Annotated in this window: 13 protein-coding genes; 7 read left to right on the top strand and 6 right to left on the bottom strand. The window is 66.4% G+C overall.

All coding sequences use genetic code 11. The features are described 5' to 3' along the window. Positions 1-210 precede the first annotated feature (210 nt). Positions 211-2,388: a T9SS type A sorting domain-containing protein gene (locus QY325_14155; GenBank protein ID WKZ65900.1), complete on the bottom strand. Its 2,178-nt coding sequence runs from the start codon at positions 2,386-2,388 to the stop codon at positions 211-213. A 130-nt stretch (positions 2,389-2,518) separates the two neighbouring features. On the opposite strand from QY325_14155, the gene QY325_14150 reads away from it, so the two are divergent. Next, a complete protein-coding gene (locus QY325_14150) occupies positions 2,519-2,929 on the top strand; it encodes a hypothetical protein (protein WKZ65899.1) in 411 nt (136 codons plus the stop codon). Positions 2,930-2,935: 6 nt separating this feature from the next. On the opposite strand, the gene QY325_14145 is transcribed toward QY325_14150, so the two are convergent. Then, positions 2,936-3,913, bottom strand: a complete 978-nt coding sequence (locus tag QY325_14145; GenBank protein ID WKZ65898.1) for an OmpA family protein — start codon at positions 3,911-3,913, stop codon at positions 2,936-2,938. A gap of 109 nt (positions 3,914-4,022) precedes the next feature. Here QY325_14145 and QY325_14140 point away from each other — a divergent pair, with 109 nt between their 5' ends. Further along, positions 4,023-4,742 (top strand): hypothetical protein, encoded by a 720-nt coding sequence (locus QY325_14140; protein WKZ65897.1) that lies wholly within the window; start codon positions 4,023-4,025, stop codon positions 4,740-4,742. Here the strand turns inward: QY325_14140 and QY325_14135 are convergent. Beyond that, positions 4,739-6,442 carry an ABC transporter substrate-binding protein gene (locus QY325_14135; protein WKZ65896.1) on the bottom strand — a complete coding sequence of 568 codons (1,704 nt, stop codon included), beginning with the start codon at positions 6,440-6,442 and terminating at the stop codon, positions 4,739-4,741. The two genes, QY325_14140 and QY325_14135, sit on opposite strands and share 4 nt — an antisense overlap. Before the next feature lie 134 nt (positions 6,443-6,576). Between QY325_14135 and QY325_14130 the strand changes: the two genes are divergently transcribed. Further along, a complete protein-coding gene (locus QY325_14130) occupies positions 6,577-10,095 on the top strand; it encodes a hypothetical protein (protein WKZ65895.1) in 3,519 nt (1,172 codons plus the stop codon). A 2-nt stretch (positions 10,096-10,097) separates the two neighbouring features. Here QY325_14130 and QY325_14125 read toward each other — a convergent pair whose 3' ends face one another. After that, complete coding sequence (locus QY325_14125) at positions 10,098-11,006, bottom strand: hypothetical protein (protein WKZ65894.1); 909 nt, start codon at positions 11,004-11,006, stop codon at positions 10,098-10,100. Positions 11,007-11,087: 81 nt separating this feature from the next. Between QY325_14125 and QY325_14120 the strand changes: the two genes are divergently transcribed. The 4 genes from QY325_14120 to QY325_14105 all read left to right on the top strand — a co-directional run bounded on the left by QY325_14120 (position 11,088) and on the right by QY325_14105 (position 19,022). Further along, a complete protein-coding gene (locus QY325_14120; protein WKZ65893.1) occupies positions 11,088-11,792 on the top strand; it encodes a phosphoribosyltransferase family protein in 705 nt (234 codons plus the stop codon). Between the two features lie 29 nt (positions 11,793-11,821). Continuing rightward, on the top strand, positions 11,822-12,310 hold the full coding sequence (locus QY325_14115) for a GAF domain-containing protein (GenBank protein WKZ65892.1): 489 nt from the start codon (positions 11,822-11,824) through the stop codon (positions 12,308-12,310). Beyond that, positions 12,307-13,917, top strand: a complete 1,611-nt coding sequence (locus QY325_14110; GenBank protein WKZ65891.1) for an Ig-like domain-containing protein — start codon at positions 12,307-12,309, stop codon at positions 13,915-13,917. The genes QY325_14115 and QY325_14110 overlap by 4 nt, the downstream gene beginning before the upstream one ends. 92 nt (positions 13,918-14,009) lie before the next feature. Then, on the top strand, positions 14,010-19,022 hold the full coding sequence (locus QY325_14105) for a gliding motility-associated C-terminal domain-containing protein (protein ID WKZ65890.1): 5,013 nt from the start codon (positions 14,010-14,012) through the stop codon (positions 19,020-19,022). A gap of 9 nt (positions 19,023-19,031) precedes the next feature. Here the strand turns inward: QY325_14105 and QY325_14100 are convergent, their stop codons facing one another. Further along, positions 19,032-19,808 carry an amidohydrolase gene (locus QY325_14100; GenBank protein ID WKZ65889.1) on the bottom strand — a complete coding sequence of 259 codons (777 nt, stop codon included), beginning with the start codon at positions 19,806-19,808 and terminating at the stop codon, positions 19,032-19,034. Continuing rightward, a complete protein-coding gene (locus QY325_14095; GenBank protein WKZ65888.1) occupies positions 19,796-20,938 on the bottom strand; it encodes a pyridoxal phosphate-dependent aminotransferase in 1,143 nt (380 codons plus the stop codon). The genes QY325_14100 and QY325_14095 overlap by 13 nt, the downstream gene beginning before the upstream one ends. Between the last annotated feature and the right edge of the window lie 95 nt (positions 20,939-21,033).

Below are 21,033 nucleotides of genomic sequence, written 5' to 3'. Positions count from 1 at the left end.
CTCGTGTAAAGGCCACGGAACCAGCCGAGAAGCCCACTCTCCGGAGGGGTCGGCGGGCCCTATCCCCCTTTCATCCGGCCAATGCCCGGACTCGCTGCCCCATCGACCCGATTCGTCGGGACCGCCCAGAATTCTACCAAAGCGCCTTCCCACTCGGCGAATCCAACCGCCGGGGAGAGACTCATGGCGCCATCGCGCCGGCTGGGGCCCCTACTGCTTCACGAACCGCTCCTGACCCATGGCACCGCTGGCTGTGGTCACCCGCAGCAGGTATGCGCCGGGTCGCAGGTCGGTCACGGTGAGCCGCTCCGCCGCGTCCCGCACGCTGCGCGAGAGGACGACGCGCCCATCCAAGGCCACCACCTCGGCCAAGGCCGCACCCGGGGGCATAGCTACCCAAAGCTCATCGCGCACCGGATTGGGCCGTAGCAGCACCGACAGGCCCTGCTCAGCGAGCCCAACCGTGTAGTCGGTGCCGAGCACCGCGGTATTCGTGCGGATGGGCTCATTGAAATCGAAGTAGATGTCCGCCGTGTTGGCGAGCTCGGCTCCGGGCGCCAGGCCCGGGATGGGCTTCAGCCGGAAGCTGGCGTAGCCCTGGCTGCCCAGCGGGTCGGCGGCGCTGTCGGGCAGCATGATTCCCGTGAAGTCGAACCGCAGCACCCGTGCGGGCAGCAGCGCGGCGGTGAAGGGATGCGATGCGCCCAGCATCTCGAAGGAGAGCAGGTCGAACAGCGGGGAGATGGTATCGATCAGATGCACATTGATGGCCTCCGCCGTGCCGGTGTTCTGGAAACGGATGGTGAAGTCCACGTGCGCATCCGCATCGAGGAAGAACCATGCCTCGCTCAAGCGGCTGCTGGTCTGGGCCAGCTTGTCGTTCGGGTCGTAGGCGCCCACGATGGTCCGCGTGATGCCATAGGCGTCATTCGAGGGATCCGCATCGGCGGGGTCGGGCGTCACGCTCACGGTGGCATTCACCATCGTGCCGATGAGGCTCGCCGTCGGCGGTACGCTCAGTTCCACGGTGAATGCCGCCGTGGCGAAAGGCGCCAGCCCCGGCAGGGCCCAGCTCAGCTGACCCGGACCAACCACCGAGGGAGCGCCCTCAGCGGTTACCAAGGTGAGCAGCGGATCGTAGGCCAGCTCGAGCGTCATGGCATCGAATGCGAAGGGGCCGTCGTTCTGCACCGACACGTGGTAGCTCACCGGGAATCCCGGCCGATGGACGCCGGCGCTGAGGAACGCGCGTGCGTCGGGCCCCTCCAGCGGCTCCATCGGCACATCGAACGTCGCTGCGGAAGCGCCGGCATCCAGGGCGAAAGCGGCCGGCAGCGTGATGCACGACGATGCATAGCCGTCGATGGCGGCATCAAAGGCGTAGGCGCCGTAGAAAAGGGCCGTGGCATAGCTGCCATCGGCACCGGTGAGCAGCACCTGGCCGCCCGGATCGATGGTGAGCGGCCGGAACGGCAGACCGACATCGGCACCGGCCGGCATGCAGTCGCCATCAAGATCGGCGTAGACGATGCCCGAGACGGTGCCGCACGGCTCTGTGGATTCCGGGACTTCGATCGCGAAGGTGGCGGTGCACCAAGGGCTGCTTGTTCCCGGCGGGGGCGCACCGTTCGAGGAGATGCTCACATACACCAGGTAGGACCCGGCCGCCAGATTGGATGCCATGAGCATGTTGCCCGCCTGCGACCATTGCTGGATGCCGCTGGGGTTGATGAAGATCGAGTCCGCATCGGTGAATTCCACCACGAATGCCCCATTGCTGCCGCCGGGACAGCTGGCGGTCACCACCAGGTTCAGGATCTCCGGATCCATGGGACCCACCACCTCCAGTCCCGATACAGTGCCGGTGCAGCCGTTGGCATCGGAGACGGTGACCATGTACGTCTCCCCGGCGCAAAGGCTGCTGAAATAGAGTCCGTTCGGGCTGGCGCCGCCCGTCGGCCCCGGGGGGTCGAACGTGACCGTGTAGGGCATGGTGGCGCCGCTCAGGGGCAGGTAATGATTAAAGGACCCGTTGCAGCCCGGCGCGCAGCTCCATGCCGCCTGGGCCGGCGCAAAAGGCGGGAAGAGGTCCGGGGTCTCGATGACCGTCGCCTCAGCGGATGCCGTTGCGCCCTGCGCATCCGTCACGGTCACCGAATACATGCCGGCGGGAAGGTCCTGCAGCACCAAGGTACCCTGACCGCTCGGCGGGGCCGGGGTCCACACGTAGGTATAGGGCGGCACGCCGCCCCATGCCGATCCCGTGATGCCGCCGGTTGCGCTGCCGCAGGTGGCATGCTGCACGTTGAGGAAGATGTTCAAGCCCCCTTGGGCATCTGCCAGCAGTGCGTGGCAGAAGAAAAGGACAGCGGGTAGGGCTCGCTTCATGGGGGGGCGTTGAACGGGTTGGCTTCAGGAAGACGGCCACCTGCGTTGCTCCGTTGCCCACCTGCCCCAACCATCCGTTGCATCATCGTGACAGGTATGCGCGCATAACATCGACCTTTGCGCGGTGAACATGCTGCATCCCCGCCTCATCGAAACCCGGACAGCCACGCTGGAACGCACGGCTGTCGGCCTGGTGGAAGTGCGATTCAAGCCGGATGTGAAGTTGGATGCGGAGGGATTGGCTGAGGTCGTGCGCGCCAAGCAGAGCCTCTGTGCTGCTGAAGCAGCAGACATCCTCATGGTCCTCCCTCCCGAGGTGGATTTCGACCTCGGCATCATGGGAGTGGATCATCATGCGCTGAACGGCGGTTGCGGCCAGGCCCGACGGCTGGCGCTTGCCGCGCAGAGCACCTTCAACGAACGCCTGGCCGGCATCTACTTCCGCTACCACCCGCGTGAGAATGCAACGGCCGTCTTCATCGACGAGGGCGATGCACGGCACTGGCTGTCGGAGGGCGTGTCCGAGGCCTCTCTGGCCTAGTCGGCCTCAGTCATTCACGAGCTTCATCAGCTCCTTGAGGTCGGGCGCGAGGATGATCTCGATGCGCCTGTTCTTCGCCTTGTCGGCCGGATCGACCGGGACGAATTCACCGCGACCCGCAGCGGTCACCCGCACCGGATCGAGCTTGCTGCTCTCCTGCATGATGCGCACCACGGTGGTGGCGCGCATGACGCTCAGGTCCCAATTGTCCTTGAGCGCTCCTCCGCCCTGCACCTTGTCGGTGTCGGTGTGCCCTTCCACCAGCACGTTCAGGTCCTTCTCCCCTTCAATGGCCTTGGCCAGCTTCACGATGAGGTCGCGGCCCTTGGCGTCGATGGCGTAGCTCCCGCTGGGGAAGAGCAGCTTGTTCTCCATGCTCACGTACACCCGGCCGTTCCGCTGCTCCACGGTGAGGCCCTTGCCCTCGAAGCCGGTGAGCGCGGTGCTCACGCGCTCCTTCAGCGCCTTCATCGCCGCATCCTTCGAGGCCAGTTCGGCCTGCAGCGCGGCGAGCTCGGCCTCACGGGCGGCCAAGGCGGCCTCCTTGTCGCCGATGCGCTTGGCAAGGGCCGAGACGGAGTCCTCCCTGTTCATCAGGTCAAGGCGAAGGGCCTCCAGGTCGGAGAGCAGCTTGCGGTTCTCGCTGCCGCTCCCGGCGAGCAGCTTGTTGTACTTCTCGAGCAGCTCGTTGTTGAGCGCGTTGATCTTGTCGTACTGCACGGTCATCGTGCGCAGGCTGTTGCCCATCACGGCGGTATCCTGCTCCAGCCGGGCCATGCGGCGCTTCATTTCCTCATTGGCGCCGCGCACCTCGGTGAGCGCGGTCTCCGCATCGCGGGCCTTCGCCATGGCCGCCTCCGTCTCCGCCTGCAGCGACCGGGAGCGGGCCTTCTCCTCCTCATACTTGCGGCTGGGCACACAAGCGGCAAGCGCCGTGGCGATCACCAAGGGAAACGCGGTGCGCAGGAGGATCGGTCGGTTCATGACGGTTCGGGCTTTGTCGACACCAAAGGTGCCCGGTCCAGCGCCCATCAGGCGCCGCAGGCAACATTATTTTTGAACACCGCGTTGCAACAGCAGCCGATCGCGCCACATGGTCAACGCCGCACTTCCGCCGGATTGGGCCTACAGTCCGGCACTCGATGCCGAGCTGAAGGAGTATCGCTTGCTGGCCTACCTGCAGGCCATCACCGGGCGGTTCGCCGAGCGCAAGCTCTATCCCTACCTGCAGGACCTGGACGCGCGATTGATGGAACTGCTGCGGCTGCGCCGCGAGAAGCAGGCGCTGCGCCGCGCGCTCGGCGGAGAGCTCACGGGCTTCGATCCCGCCACCGGCCAGGCCGTGCACACGCCCCCCCCGCAGGACCCCTGGCTTGATGTGGTGGATGAGGTCATCGCCATGGCCATACCGCGGCTGCGCCATGCGCTGGCCGAGGGCATGGCCCTCCGCGGCGACGTGGTGCAGGCCATCCGGTTCAGCCCGGTAGGCCTGCTTCCCTTGAACCCGCAGGCGGGATGGCTGCTGCTGCGCATGGGGGGCGATGCACGGGCCTACCTCTTCGAATTGCCCATGGTCTCCCCTGCACCTGGCCCGAAGCCCCCTCCCGCGGTGCGCACCCGTTATGTCACGAGCTTCGCCGTGGGCATCGCCACCACCTACGAACGGATCAAGGGGGAGCTGCTGCGCCATCATCGGGAGCTCCCGAACCCGGCGGTATTCGCGTTCGAGACGGACCTGCCGCTCCCGCGCATCGAGACCTACATGCCGGTGGCGAAGCAACTGCTCTTCGAGGCCCTCCGTCCTGCGGCTTAGGCGCCTTCCTTGCGGGGCGCGAACCAGACCGCACGCAGATCGCGGTACTCCATGCCATTGATCGGCAGGTCGCGCACCCAAGGCTGGAGCAGGCGTATGGCCCGTTCGTGGTAGAGGGGCATCACCACCATTTCCTCCATCAACCGCGCCTCGGCTTGAGCGAGCAACGCCAGGCGCGCATCCGGATCCGTCGTCCGCTCGGCCCGCGCGAAGAGCGAGTCGAATCGGGCATCGCGGTAGCGCGTGCTGTTCAGGAACGATTGCTGGGCGGTATCCGCCGGCGCATTGCGCCCATAGAAGAGCGCGAGGAAGTTCGCGGGGTCGGGATGGTCGGCGATCCACCCCTCGCGCCAGAAAAGCGGTTCGCCGCTCGCAATGCGCGCGAAATGCTGCTGTGCGGGCAGCACGGACGAGACGACCCTTGCGCCGAGCTCGCGTTCCAGCATCGCCTGCACGGCCTCAGCCACCTTCACGTAGCCGAAGCCGTTGTTGTTCACCTGCAGGTGCACGGGCGGGAGGCCACGGCCCTGCGGGAACCCCGCTTCGGCAAGCAGCTGGCGCGCCGCATCCGGGTCGTGGGCCACTCCAGGCACCGACGCATACGGATAACCGGGCAGGCCGGGGGCCACCACACCGTGCTCGGGCACGACGGCCAGGCCATCCAGCACGCTGTCCACCAGGAACTGGCGGTCGATGGCCATGGCGAAGGCCCGGCGCACGCGGACATCGTTGAAGGGCGGCTTGCGGAGGTTGAACCCGTAGAACTGGATGGATAGCGAAGGGCTGCTCTGAACGAGGTAGTCCCCTCCCCCGTTCAGCGCATCGGTGCGCTCAACCGGAAGCTCGTAAACGCCGGTGAGGGAGCCCTTGAGGAACGCATCCAGCTCCTTCCCCTTATCCGGGATGAAGGTGTAGCGGACACCATCCAGGTAGGGCAGCGGGGCGCCATCGGCATCCCGGCCCCAATAGTCTTGCCACCGCTCCAGCACGAGCATGGCGCCACGGTCGAAGGAGCGCACACGGAACGGGCCCGTCCCGACCGGGTGCCAGGTCACCTCCTCCCCATACTTCAAGCGCGCCTCGCGCGGATAGATCCAGCAGCCTTGATGCGCCAGCGCTTGGAGGAACCCGGGCCACGGCGCCGTGAGCCTGATGCGGAGCGTGCGGTCGTCCAGTGCCTGGATGCCCTCCACGCCCCCATCGGCCGTCGCCCCCGATGCGAAGTGGGCGTTGGCGCCTGCCACGTGGTCCTGGAACAGCCAGAACATCTGGTTCTCCGGAACGTTGGTGCAGACCATGGTCAGGCAGTGGACCGCATCGGCAGCCGTCAGCTCCCTTCCTCGGCCGTCCGGAAAGCAGGCATCGTCGTGGAACCGGACGCCCTCGCGAAGGCGAAAGGTGTACTCCATCCCGGTGGCATCCGCCGTCCATTCCTCGGCCAGCGCAGGCTGCACGGTGAGATCCTGGTGGTCGAGCCGGACAAGTCCCTCGAAGATCTGGGCGCCCACGCGGTGCGCTGCCGCCTGCGTGAGGCTCAACGGGAAGAGGCTCATCGGCTCCTCGGTCTCGTTGGCACTGAAGATGCCGCCGTAATACTTCCCCGACGGTGAAATGCGTTCACGGGATTCCACGCCCCCGCCGCAACCGAGGAAGAAGAGCCCCACGACCCATGCGATTCCGGTTCGGATGCGCGACATCATCTGGCTATGGCCGGTAAATCTATCGGCGCGCATCCGGCCGGCCAGCGATGGCTCCGCTTGAGCATCAACAGGGTCATGGTGATCGGCTCCGCGTGGCTGCGGGCCGCGGCAACGGGTACTTTTCGCGGGCAGCGATGGAACAGCGCGTTGGAAGTGATGGCACCATGGGGCGCTTGATAGGCGCGCTGCGGCCGAGGCTCGCCCTCGTCGCTGCCTTGTGCTGCCTCGCCTGGCACGCCACGGCCCAAACAGGGTCGAACCTGAGGCAGCGCTGGGTGAAAGCACAGGGCGACACGCTGCGCATCGACACACTCAGCATCGTGCCTGGCAGCCTGACGCTCTTTGCCGACAGCCTGCCGGTGCCGGAGCAGCAGTATGACCTGCGGCCCTACGAAGGGCTGGTGATCTGGGCCGGAGCGCCGGATTCGGTGCTGGCACGGTACAGGGTGATGCCGCTGCTGCTCGGCGGGCGATTGCAGCACAAGGACCCCAGCCGGATCGGCGAGCGCACCGACCGGCCCGACCCCTTCAAGTACGTGCCGCCCAAGCAGGAGAACGACCTCATGGGCCTGCGCGGGCTGGAGCGCAGCGGGAGCATCTCCCGTGGCGTGCTCTTCGGAAACAACCAGGACCTCTCCGTCAATTCGACGCTCAACCTGCAACTGGGGGGCCGCATCAGCGACCGCATCGGCGTGGCGGCCAGCGTCACCGACAACAACATCCCCGTGCAGGCGGGCGGCAATACGGCCGAGCTCCAGGATTTCGACCAGGTCTTCATCAAGCTCTTCGAGGAGAATGCGCGCGGCCCGGGGAACAAGTGGGAGCTCATCGCCGGCGACTTCGTGCTGCAGCGCCCGACGAGCCACTTCCTCACATACCTGAAGAAGGCCAAAGGGCTCAGCTACGACCTCCGCACCGATGCGGGGCGGGCGCGGATGGCCACGGGGGTGAGCGCCGCAATCAGTAAAGGCAAGTTCGCGCGGAACGTGATCCAAGGCATCGAGGGGGTGCAGGGGCCCTACCGGCTGCGAGGCAACGAGGCGGGCTCGGTGATCATCGTGCTCTCCGGCAGCGAGCGCGTGTTCATCGACGGGCAGATCATGGCCCGCGGGCAGGAGAATGACTACGTCATCGACTACAATACCGCGGAGGTGACCTTCACCGCACGGCAGCTGGTGACCAAGGACCGGCGCATCGTCGTGGAATTCCAGTACTCTGATAAGAACTATGCCCGATCGCTCGTGCGGCTCGACCATACCGTGGATATGGGCCGCAGCGTGCTCCGCCTGCACGCCTACAGCGAGCAGGACCATCGGAACCAACCGCTGCAGCAGGAGGTCGGGGAGGCAGAGCGCGAGGTGCTGCGGTCGGCCGGCGATGACCCGTTGGCCGCCGCCATCGACGGGGCAGACAGCACGGGGTTCGTTTCCGACCAGGTCCTATACAGGCGCACGGACTCCCTTGGGTACTCCCCCGTGTATGTCTACAGCACCGACCCGGCCGCTGCGCTCTTTCGCGTCGTCTTCACCCAGGTGGGCGCCGGGAGCGGCGACTACGTGCTTCAGGAATTCACCCCGAACGGCCGCGTGTTCCGCTGGGTGGGCCCGGACACCATCGGTGGCACCGTGATACGGCGCGGGGAATTCGCCCCATTGCGGCTGCTCGTGGCGCCGCGCGCCCAGCAGCTCATCACGCTCGGCGTGGACCACCGCTTCGCACCGCGCTCCACGGCCACTGTGGAGGGCGCCTTCAGCCGGCTCGACGCCAACACCTTCAGCAGTGCCGACGGCGCGGACGACCAGGGATACGGGCTGCTGGCGCGCGGCGCGCACGCCGTGCCCCTGAGCGCAAAGGACACCTCGCTGCACCTGCTGCTGGGCGCCGAAGCCGAAGCGATCAGCCGTCATTTCCGGTTCGTGGAGCGCTACCGCGCCGTGGAGTTCGAGCGCAATTGGAATGCCATCGGACTCGACCTCGCCGAGGAGCAGGTGCTGGCGAGCGCCAGTGTCGGCCTCACCGGAAGGCGCTTGGGCAAGGTGCTCTACGGCCTGGGAACGTTCCTGGTCCGCGACCGCTACACCGGTTGGAAGCAGGACCTTGCCAGCGACCTGCGCCTAGGGCGCTTCGAGCTCACCGGGACCGCCAGCTGGCTGCAGGCCGATGCCGCTCGGGAAAGCGACTTCCTGCGGAACAAGGGGCGCGCACGCTACCGGCTGAAGCCCTTCTCAGTCGGAGTGATGAGCGAGAACGAGCGCAACCTCTTCCGGCTCGACAGCGTGCAGGGGCTCCAGCCGGGGTCCTATGCATTCGAGGACATCGAGGCCTTCATCCAGAGCCCCGACTCGGCGGTGAACAAGTGGCGCGCCTCCGCCGGCCAGCGCACGGACCGCGCCCTGCGCGATGGAGCACTGACCGCCAGCACCATCGCCAATGCCTACGCCTTCAGCATCGACCTGGCACGGAACCCCCGCAACCGGTTCGCGGCCACGGCCACCTACCGCAGCCTGCGCGTGCTGGACAGCGCCCTCACCGCCGCGAAGCCGCAGGATACCTACCTGGCCCGTGTGGATTACGACCTCACGCTCTGGAAGGGCGCGGCGGTGATCGACATCTTCAACGAGTTCGGCTCCGGCCTGGAGCAGCGGCGCGAATACATCTATGTACAGGTGCCAGCCGGCCAGGGCCTCTACATCTGGAACGATTACAACGGCAACGGCATCAAGGAGCTCAACGAATTCGAGCAGGCCAACTTCGGATACGAGGCCGACTACCTGCGCGTATTCGTTCCGGGCAACACCTATGTGCGCAACTACAGCAACCAGACGAGCGCAGCACTAGACCTGCGGCCCGGCGTGCGATGGGCGGATGCCGGCGGGCTGCGCGGCTTCATCGGCCGGTTCTCCAACCTGGCCTCCATGCGGGTTGACCGCCGCTCCTCCACCACCGACCCTTGGAAGGTGCTTGACCCGCTGGCCCCGGAGCGTGCCGATACGAACCTCACCAGCTACGCCGGCTCCACCCGCAACACGCTGTACTACGACCGCACGAGCCGGGTCTGGAGCGTCGATCACACCTGGCAGAACGACCGCTCGCGCAACCTGCTGCTCAACGGCTACGAGTCACGGTCACGGGAATTCAACACGGTGCGTGCCCGCTTGAACATCACGCGCCATTGGTCCATCGACGTGGAGGGCGAGCGCGGCCGCGTGGGCAATGCCAGCGACTTGCTCAGCGGCCGCACGTGGGCCATCGCCCAGGAGGGGGTGCGCCCCCGTGTAACCTGGCAGCCGAACACCTCGGTGCGCGCCACGCTCGCCTACAAGGCCACCGCCAAGCGCAACCGCGAGGAATTCGGCGGCGAGGAAGCGGGCATCCAGGACCTGGGGCTGGAGTTCCGCTACAACACCGCAGGCAAGGGCAGCATCCTGGCCACGGCCAATCTGGTGGACATCCGCTTCTCCGGCGAGGTGAACAGTGCGCTGGGCAATGAGCTGCTGGCAGGCCTGAAACCCGGGATGAACGGCACCTGGAGCCTGAGCATCCAGCGCAACCTGAGCGGCAATCTGCAGGTGGACCTCACCTACAACGGCCGCCGCAGCGAAGGGGTGCCGGTGGTGCACGTGGGAGGCGCGCAGGTGCGCGCCTTCTTCTGAAGCTACTTCAGGTTGAAACTGGCCTTCGACACGAGCGAGCCCGCCTCGTAGACCTCCACGATGTACTGCCCGGTGCGCAGCTCCTCCCCGCCCGTCCAGAAGATGCAGGCATCCACAGGCTGGTTCTGGTAATTCACCTCGCGCTTGGCGCTGTACTCGCCCTCCACGCCATTGAACTTGAACCGGCTGGCGCCATCGGACGTGGGGAGCACCTTGCCGTCCGGGCTGATCACGCGCATGTAGAGCGTCTTGTCGCCCGCGTCGGTGACCTTGTTCTCGCCCAGCGTGAAGCAGCACTTGATCATCTCCGCCTTGTTCGCGCGCTCCGTATCGACCTGCTTGCCGTTGCTGCGCACGAACAGCGCCCCGGCCGTGATGCTCGTGGTATGGAGGACGGCTCCGCGGGCGATCTTGCCCTGCAAGGTCTCCTTCTCGGTGGCGAGCGCCTCCTTCTGAGCCTTCTCCTCCCCCAGCTCCTGGGTGAGCTGCTGCTTCTCGGCCGTGAGGACCTGATTCGCCCGGTTGAGCGAATCGATCTGCGCGATGTAGTTCTTCATGATCGACCGCAGCGTCTCGGCCTCCTTGCGCGCCTTGGCCAGGTCATAGTTGCCGCGCTTCACCTTGTCCATCAGCTCCTGGATCTGCTGCTTCTGCAGCTCGAGCTCCTGCTTGATAGTGTCATTCTCCGTCTGGAGCGAGTCGTAGCTGTTCAAGGTGCTCTCCAGCATGCCCAGCACATCCTCGTTGCGCTCCTCCAGGGCCACCACCTTCTCCTGGGTCTGCTCCACCTCCTTGCCCCGCTGCATCAGCATCCACAGCATCACCACATTGCTGATCAGCAGCAGCACTACCAGTAGCAGCAGTCCGGTATTGGAGCGGTTCTTCGTCGGCTGGTTCGTCGGCTCGTCCATGGGAGGGATGCAATCAGCGGGCTAAATTACTGCCGGCCCGAAGGCCCACCCTTCCTGAACGCCGCGCTTATCAACATCGTATTGCGCACAGTTGACACACTCAAGCTCTGGGCCTCCGACCTCGTCGGGCTCTTCATCCCGCGCCGCTGCGCCGGGTGCGACACCCCGCTCATGCGCCATGAGGAATGCCTGTGCGGGCCCTGCCTGGCGGATCTCCCCTTCACGCGCTTCCACGACGACCCCCTGAATCCGGTGGAGCGGCTCTTCCATGGCCGCGTGCAGCTCCAGGCAGCCAGCGCGCTGCTTCAATTCAATTCGCACGGCAAGGTGCAGCGCATCCTGCACCGCATCAAATACGCGCAGGATACGGAGGCCGCCCGATTCATGGGCCGGCTCATGGGCGAGGCGCTCGGCACGAGTGCGCGGTTCGCCGGTGCGGACGCGCTGCTGGCCATCCCGCTCCACCCGCGCAAGCAACGGCAGCGCGGCTACAACCAGAGCCGGCTCCTTTGCGACGGCATGCGCGAGGTGCTGCCCCTGGCGCCCCTGCACCATGCCCTGGCCCGAGGCGCCCGGACCGAGACGCAGACCCGCAAGGGCCGATTGGACCGGTGGCGGAATGTGCGGGATGCCTTCGTGGTGCGCGACCCGAAAGCGCTGGAGGGGCGGCATGTGCTGCTGGTGGACGACGTGGTAACGACAGGCGCCACCATCGAAGCCTGCGCCGCTGCGCTGGTAGCCGTGCCGGGGGTGCGCGTGAGCCTGTTCACCGCTGCCTGCGCCTGACGGGTAATTTCGCCGCCCAACCGAATTGCATGCCTGGCACGAAGCCGACCAAGAATTCCTCAGACCGCGTGGCTGCGTACGATGCGCTGCTCCCCGAGATGCAGGAGCTGCTGAGCGAGGAGCGCGACCTCATCGCCGCGATGGCCAACTTCAGTGCGCTCATCATGGAGCGCTTCGCCTGGCACTGGGTCGGCTTCTACCGGGTAGCCGGTGCGGACCTGGTGCTGGGCCCCTTCCAGGGACCCGTGGCCTGCTCGCGCATCGCCTTCGGCAAGGGCGTGTGCGGCGGCGCCTGGAAGCAGGAAAAGACCTTGGTGGTGCCCGATGTAGAGCAGTTCCCCGGGCATATCGCCTGCAGCCCCCACAGCCGGTCGGAAATCGTGGTGCCCATCCGCGACAGGGACGGCCGCATCGCCGCTGTGCTCGACATCGACAGTACGGAGCTCGACGACTTCGGCACCGTCGATGTGCATGCGCTGGAGACGATGTGCGAGATCCTGCAACCGCTCTTCGAATGAGGCGGCACAGCGCCCTGATGGCCGTGGCGCTTCTCCTGGGAGCCTGCGCGCAGGTGCGCGACATCACCGGTGGGCCGAAGGATGAGGCGTCGCCGCTCCTGGTCAACGCCATTCCGCCTGACGGCACCACGCGCTTCACGGGAAACCGCTTCGTCCTCCGGTTCGATGAGCGCATCCAGTTGGAGAGGTCGCGCGAGGGCCTGCTCGTCTCCCCTCCGATCGACCCGCCGCCCACCATCGCCATCACCGGCGCACGCGAGGTGGAGGTGCGCTGGAAGGGCGAGCTCAAGCCCGATGCCACCTACACCTTCGCGATCGGCGAATCGGTGAAGGACCTCACGGAAGGCAACCGGGCCAATGGGCTCGCCTACGTGCTCTCCACCGGCGCAGCACTCGACAGCCTCATGCTCAGCGGCCGTGTGGGCGAAGCCTTCAGCGGCACCCCGGCCGAAGGCGTGAAAGTGATGCTGCTCACCGAGGGCGATACCGCCGCGTTCACCGGCGGCAGGCCGGCTTATGCGACCCGCACCGACAAGCAGGGCCGGTTCACGCTCTCCCATTTGCCGCCCGGCCGTTTCCATGCCGTGGCCTTGCGCGACCAGAACGGCAATCATCGATACGACCTGCCCACCGAGGAGATCGCTTTCCTGCCCAGCCCGGTGACGCCGCACCCGCCATCGGACACGGCGGCGGCCCTTCTGCACCTGAGGCTGTTCCGCGAGGCAAGCGCCGCGCAGCAGGTACGCGAGGCGTCGGTCACCGAAGACCGTGCCTGGCGGTTGATCCTGGCGAGGCCGGCCGTGACGATCGCCCTCCATGACGTGGAGCGCACAGGCGGCCGCATCACCTGGACACCGGAGTGGAACGCCGCCCGTGATACGGTGCTGATGTGGCCTTCCGATACCACCGCCTTGGCTGAGGGGCGCTATGCCGTCGCCGCCGAAACGGGCATCCTCGATACCCTGCGCTACCTCCCGATCCGCCCCATGCCCTTCAAGCTCGTCTTGCGGAGCGCCACCCAAGAGGCCGATGGGGCCTTCTCCGTGACCCTCACTGCGGCACGCCCCATCGCGGCGTGGGACACGGACCGGTTCGATCTCCGCATAGACAGCGTTGCGACCCCGGTGCGCGTCGAGGCAGACCCTGGGTCGGTCCGCCGCTTGCGCATCGAAGCCGACCTGCCCCCCGGGTCCAATGCCCAGCTCACCCTGTTGCCCAAGGCCGTCACGGACCGCTACGGCGCCACCAACGACTCCCTGCGTTTCACCCTTGGCCGTGCCGAAGCCCGCAGCCTAGGCACCTTGCGGGTGACCGTCGCCGCTGCCGGCACGCCATTGGACCGCCTGATCCTGCAGCTCCTTGATGCGCAAGGGCGGGTCGTGCGCGAAGCGCGCGGGATTTCCACCGGCGACCGCATCACCTGGGAGCGCCTTGAGCCAGGCAACCACTCCATGCGCCTGATCGAGGATGCCGATGGCAGCGGGCGCTGGGATCCCGGGCAATGGCGCGCCGGCCTGCAGCCCGAACGGGTATGGCACCACGCCGAGCCGATCAACGTGCGTGCCGGCTGGGACCTTGGCATCGAGTGGAAGCTGCGCGCGGACTGAAGCGCAGGCCGGAACGCCGCAGCACAGCATAGGAACCTCGGTCCGCCGATCGCGTAGAACGGCCGCCACCATTCCGCTCTTCGGTGGCAAGGATGGCCGAACGAACCGACCTGAGAACTCCCTTCCATCGCAGCTGCGTCATCTCAGCCGCAGCGCTATGCCTGCTGCTCGCTTCATCCGCAGCGGCGCAGGAGGCCTCCGTGCTGCCCACGCGCGGCAAGCGCTTCTGGGCGGCCTTCATGCAGAACGGATTCGGCGCACAGGCCTTGCGCGTCCACATCGTGTCCGGCCAATCGACCAGCGGCACGGTGAGCATCCCCATCATGGGCTGGAGCGCACCGTTCAGCGTGGCGGCCAACGGGGTGGTGGTGGTGGATGTGCCCACCAGTGCCGAGGCCACCGGGACAGAGACCATCCAAGGCAAGGGGGTGCTCATCCAAGCGCAGGACAGCGTGAACGTCTTCATCTCGAGCTTCCAGAACTATACGCACGACCTGTCACAGGTGCTGCCGGAAGCCTCTTTGGGCACCGCTTATCGCGTGGATGCCTACCAGGGCCTCCCCAACTTCAACAACCTCCACAAGAGCGAATTCGCCGTGCTCGCCACCGAGGACGGGACGGAGGTGCGGATCACGCCTTCCGTGAACACCGCAGGAGGACGCCCTGCCGGTGTGCCCTTCACGGTGAGCCTTAGTGCCGGCCAGATCTACCAGGTGCAGGCAGCGACGGACATGCTCGACCTGACGGGGACCCTCGTGGAAGGCACCGCCCAGAGCGGGCCATGCCGGCCCTTCGTGGTCATGGGCGGATCGATGTGCGCCACGGTGCCCGGATCCTGCTCCGCATGCGATCACATCTTCGAGCAATGCCTGCCCCTGAGCGCCTGGGGGACCCGGTACTACACGGTGCCGGTGAACGGCGTGAGCGGGAGCACCTATCGCATCATGGCGCACCAGGACGGCACCACGGTGAGCATCGCCGGAGGAGCGCCGATCACCCTGAACGCCGGACAGCGGCACGAGGTGAATGGCAGCGGCACGCCGGCCTGCATCGCATCCAGCCTTCCGGTGAGCGTTGCCCAGCTGCTGGAGGGCTACAGCTGCGTCGGTAACGGCGACCCCTCGCTGGTGCTGCTGTCGCCCGCCGATCGCCTCTCCACGAGCGCCCGCTTCAACACCTCCACCAGCAGCCAGGTGAGCGCCCATAGCGTGAGCATCGTGGTGCCCAGCGGGGCGACGGGCCAGGTGACGCTGGACGGCTCACCGGTGAGCGCAGCCCTCTTCCAGCCCTATGCCGGCTGCGCTGACCGCATGCATGCCCGGCTCCCGGTAACGGCCGGTCTGCACCGTGTGGCATGCCCCGCCGGCCTTCAGGCGTACGCCTTCGGACTTGGATTCGGCGAGAGCTACGCCGCATCCGTCAGCGACATCGATGCCGCGCACGTGACGCAGGACTCAACGGTCTGCGGCGCGGGAACCATCACGCTCAACGCACCCGGTTCGCTGACGAATTTCCAGTGGGCCTCCGCCAGCGCACCGGACATCATCCTGGGCACGGGAGGCACGCTTACCATCACCCCCTCCGGAACCGAGAGCTACACGGTGAGCGGCCTGCTGGACGTGAGCGGCTGTCCGCAATCCTTCACCTACCATGTGGGCATGCCGCTTACGCTGCCGACGCTGCTGAGCGCCAACGGGCAGCCCGCCATCAATGCCTGCCAGTACGAGCCGGTCCAGCTCGCCCTCACGCCATCTCCGGATCCGGCTTGGTTCGACATCGACTGGTGGCCCGATGCCACGCTCGATGACCCGGCCTCTAGCAGCCCCATCGCCCTGCCGGTCGGAACCACATGGTACGGCGTCCAGGTCACAAGCCCATCCGGCTGCGGCGAGATGATCGATAGCATCCTTGTGACGGTGACACCCGGTGCCATCATCGACCTTTCCGTGAGCGCAGAGCCGGCAACGGTCTGCCTGGGGAACACCACGCAGCTCCAGAGCCGGGTCCTGAGGGCCGCTGCGCGCGACGGCTTCGATGGCCCGCCAGGCAGCTCCTGGACCGCCATCCAAGGCGGTGCCGTGAGCCTCAACTGCGGCGCCTTCAGCGGCTCCGCGCTCTACTTCAACGGCAACGGCCAGCGGAGCGCACAGACCATCGCCTACAGCACCCTGGGCGGCGGCGAGATCCGCTTCAAGCTGAAGGTCGCCACGGGCACCTCGCCCTGCGATGATGCGGAGCCCGGAGACGACATCTCGCTGGAATACTCAACCAACAACGGCCTTGGCTGGTCGGCCCTTGCCACCTTCCCGGAATCCGATTACCCTGTCTTCATGCCGGTAACGGTCACCATCCCGCCGCCGGCCCAGGGACCGAGCGTCATGTTCCGCCTGCGTCAGCTGGCCAACCAGGGAGCCGGGCATGACAACTGGGCCATCGATGACTTCCTCCTCGCCTTATACGATGAGGGATACGCCGCCTATGCCTGGAGCCAGCCAGGGACGCTCTCGGCCCCGAACGCGGCGCATCCGACCGCAGCGCCCACTGCGAGCGGCTGGTACGTGCTCAGCGCCACGGACCCCCTTGCCGGTTGCGTCTACACCGATTCGGTCTACGTGGAGGTGCTGCCAGCCTTCAGCCTCAACGTGACCCCCAGCCAGACCTTGTGCTCCGCCAGCGGGATCCAGCTCCAAGCGACGCCCAGCTCCGGAACCGGCATCACCTACGCATGGTCGCCGGATGATGGCAGCCTGAGCGGCACCACCATCGCCGACCCGGTGGCCACCCCGGCGCAGACCACCACCTACAGCGTGAGCGCTACTACCAGCGCCGGGTGCACAGCCGCGGGCCAGACCACCATCACCGTGGGACAGCTCTTCGGGCTGCAGGTGACCGCGAGCGCCACCACGCTCTGCCAAGGCCAGACTGCACAGCTGCAGGCCGCGGTATCGGGCGGCAGCGGGCTCACCTTCAGCTGGACCGGCGACGGCCTCAGCAGCAGCAACATCCCCGATCCGGTGGCCACGCCGGCGCAGACCACCACCTACACCTGCACCGTGACGCATACGGCAAGCGGCTGTCAGCTGAGCCAGTCGGTCACCATCACGGTGAACACCGGCTACACGGCGACGGCCGGTCCCGACCTGACGCTCTGCACCGCGCTGGGCCACCCGCTCAACGTGGAGCACAACGTGCCCAACCCCATCTACAGCTGGTCGCCCGCAGCGAACCTGAACGCGGCCAATATCCAATCGCCCACGATCCTCACCGATGCCACCGCTACCTACTCCGTGACGGTGAGCGATCCCATCGGCTGCTCCGTAAGCGCACAGGTCACCATCACACGGGCCTTCGCCTCGGTTCCCGACGAGATTTCAGTGAGCACCTGCGCGGATGTTCCGCTCATACTCACTGCACCGGTGCCCGCCGTGGTCTACTCCTGGAGCACCGGCGCCGTGACGCCCGCCATCACTCCGGTACAGAGCGGCCCGCATACTGTGACCATGACGGATACCCTCGGCTGCGAGGCCGCCACCACCTTCAACGTCACCCTGCATCCGCTCCCGTCGGTGGAGCTCGGCCCCGATCTGAGCATCTGCGGCAGCGCATCGCAGACGCTCAACGCCGGCAATGCGGGCGCCACCATCCTCTGGAGCACCGGTGCTCAGACACCATCGATACAGGTCAGCTCCAGCGGCAGCTATGCGGTTACCGTGACGGATGCGAATGGCTGCGCCGCGAGCGATGCGGTGGAGGTGCAGTTCAGCCCCCTCCCTGCCGACCCCCTCACGGATGTCACCGCTTGCATCACCGCGCCGCCCACGCTCAGCGCCGGCAATCCCGGCTGCAGCTACCTCTGGAGCACCGGCGCCACCACGCAGAGCATCACGCCCGATGCCACCGGCACCTATGCCGTGACAGTGACCACGCCGCAGGGCTGTGCAGCCACCTTCGATGCCCTGGTCACGCTCCAGTCCGCCGTGATCATTGCGCTCGGCAGCGATACGAGCATCTGCCAGGGCCAATCGCTCACCCTCGATGCGGGGAATCCGGGTGCAGCCTACCTCTGGAGCAATGGCTCAACCACGCAGACCATCGTGGCAGCGGCCAGCGGCACCTACGCCGTGACCGTCACCGATGGGTCCTGTGCTGCGGATGATACGATCACCCTCTCGGTGATGCCCGGCCCCATCGATGCCCTGGAGGATGCCACCGCCTGCATCGATACCCCACCGACGCTTGACGCCGGCAATGCCGGAAGCGCATTCCTCTGGAGCACCGGCGCCACCACCCAGACCATCACGGCTGCCGCCAGCGGCTCCTTCAGCGTGCAGGTCACCGCGCCGAACGGGTGCACCGCCACCCATGAAGCCTCCGTGACGCTGATGGCGCCCCCGGCCGTTGAGCTCGGCCTGGATACGGTACTGTGCGATGGCCAGGAGCTCCTGCTCGATGCAGGCGATGGCGGAACCGGACTCTGGAGCACCGGGGCGACCGGCCGCTACCTCTCCGTTCGCCACGCCGGCACATACAGCGTGAGCGTCAGCAACGGATACTGCCAGCGCAGCGATGCCATCACCGTGCTCTTCAACCCATCGCCCGTCCGCATGGCCGTGCGCGAATTCCACACCTGCCTGGACGATGAGCCGAAATACGTGGTCATAGACGCCGGGAACCCGGGCTCCTCCTACACGTGGAGCACAGGCGAGACGAATCGCGTGATCATGGCCAGTGCCTACGGCTGGTACTACGTGCACGTACGGAATGCCTACGATTGCGCCACTGCGGATTCCGCACAGGTCATCGAGTTCTGCCCGGCGACCCTCTTCGTGCCCAACACCTTCACCCCCAACGGCGATGGCATCAATGATGTGTTCATGCCGGTCGGGAAGAGCATCGCCTCCATCCATCTGGTGGTGCACAACCGGTGGGGCGAACTGCTGTTCGAGACAGACGATGCGAGTGTGGGATGGGATGGCATGTACCGCGGCGAACCGGTGAAGAACGATGTCTACGTCTGGCGACTCGAATACCAGTTCTACCTCGACGAGGACGGCACGGTGGGGGTGACCCAGACGCAGATGGGCCACATCCAGGTCCTGCGCTGACGGTCCCGCTCAGAGCCTGAGGTCGAATGCATCGGCCTCGAGGGCTACCGGGAATTTGGCACGGAAGTCATCCAGCGCCATGCCGTCGAAACGGACGGTCAGCACGCCTTCGCTCCCTGCCTGGAGCCCTTGCACCGCGCCCCGCGGATCGACCACCGCGGTATCGCCGGAATAGAGGTGGCCATTGCCGTCCTGGCCAACGCGGTTCACCCCCACCACGTAGGATTGGTTCTCGATGGCCCGTGCGATAAGCAGCTGGCTCCACGGGTAGCGGCGCACCTCGGGCCAGTTGGCCACGTAGAGGATGGCATCGTAATCGCCGCGGTTGCGCGCGAACACCGGGAAGCGCAGGTCGAAGCAGATCTGCAGCAGGATACGCCAGCCACGCCATTCCACCACCACGCGTTCGGCACCGGCGGTGTAGTGGTCCGTCTCTTTCGCAAAGCGGAACAGGTGCCGCTTGTCGTAGGTCGTCACCGTGCCATCCGGCGTGACGAACAAGCCCCGGTTGTAACAGTGATCGCCTTCCCGGATGATGACGCTGCCATAGAGCGCTGCATCCATCGCTTGGGCCTGTTCCTTCATCCACGTCACCGTACGGCCATCCATGCGTTCGGCGAGCTCACGGCTACGCATGGTGAAGCCCGTGGTGAACATCTCCGGAAGCACCACCAGGTCGGTGGCACCGCGAAGGTCCTTGAACTTGGCGGTGAAGAGCGCGCGGTTCTCCGCGGCATCCTCCCAGTGCAGGTGGCTCTGCACCAGCGTTACCCTCAGATCCTGCATAGCTTCTCGATCGCTGCGTCCAAGGTAGCGTCCTGCTTGGCGAAGCAGAAGCGCAGCAGTCGTTGACCGGGCGGAGGCTCCTGGTAGAAGGGAGAAAGCGGGATCGTCGCCACCCCGAACTCCCTCGCCACGCGTTCGGCAAAGGCCCGATCGCCCTCGTCGCTGATGGCACTGTAATCGGCCGTCTGGAAGTACGAGCCCTCGCAGGGCAGCAGCGTGAACCGCGAGTTCCTCATGCCGGCCACGAAGCGATCCCGCTTGGCCTGGTAGAAGGCCGAGACCTGCTCGTAATGCGCGGGCTCCTGCATGTAGGCCGCCAAGGCATGCTGCATCGGTGTGTTCGCGCTGAACACGTTGAACTGGTGCACCTTGCGGAACTCAGCCATCAGGGCCTTCGGGGCCAGGGCATAGCCCATCTTCCAGCCGGTGACGTGGAACACCTTGCCGAAGCTGAAGATCACAAAGGCGCGTTCGCGCAGCTCCGGGTAGTTGATCGCGGAAGCGTGGGGCTCGCCATCGAAGACCAAGTGCTCGTAAACCTCGTCGCTCAGCAGCAGGATGTCGGTGCCGCGCAGCAGGTCGGCGATCCGCCGCATGTCCGCATCGCGCAGGATGGTGCCTGCCGGGTTGTGCGGCGTGTTGATCATCAGCATGCGGGTGCGGGGCGTGATGGCCGCCTTCACCGCTCCCGCATCGAACTTCATGTCCGCACCCAGGCGCACATGCACCGGCCTGCCGCCGAACAGCTCCACCGTGGGCGCGTAGCAGTCATAGGCAGGATCGATGATGATCACCTCATCGCCGGGATGGACGACCGCCCCCAGGGCCGTGAAGATGGCCTGGGTACCGCCCGCTGTCACCGTCACCTCCGTGTCGGGATCATAGTTGAAGCCGTACAGCCGCTTCACCTTGACCGCGATGGCCTCCCGCAAGGCCGGCAGACCCGGCATGGGCGCGTACTGGTTGTGCCCGGCCCGCATGGCCTTGTCCACCAACTCGATGAGCCTGCTGTCGATGGGGAAGTCGGGGAAGCCCTGGCTCAGGTTGATGGCGCCGCACTCCTGCGCGAGCTTGCTCATCACCGTGAAGATGGTGGTGCCGACGTGGGGGAGCTTGCTGGTCAACCGCATGCTCGGCTAAGCTAAATGGACGCGGGTCCGAGTTCACCACGGGCCATAGGTAGGGAACAAGAAAGGCCGTCGATGACGGCCTTTCCAGTAGTTCA

The sequence above is a fragment of the Flavobacteriales bacterium genome (assembly GCA_030584065.1).
Taxonomy (GTDB): Bacteria; Bacteroidota; Bacteroidia; order Flavobacteriales_F; family PHOS-HE28; genus PHOS-HE28.
Note: the sequence above shows the minus strand (reverse complement) of the source record. Positions and strands in the feature narration are given on the sequence as shown.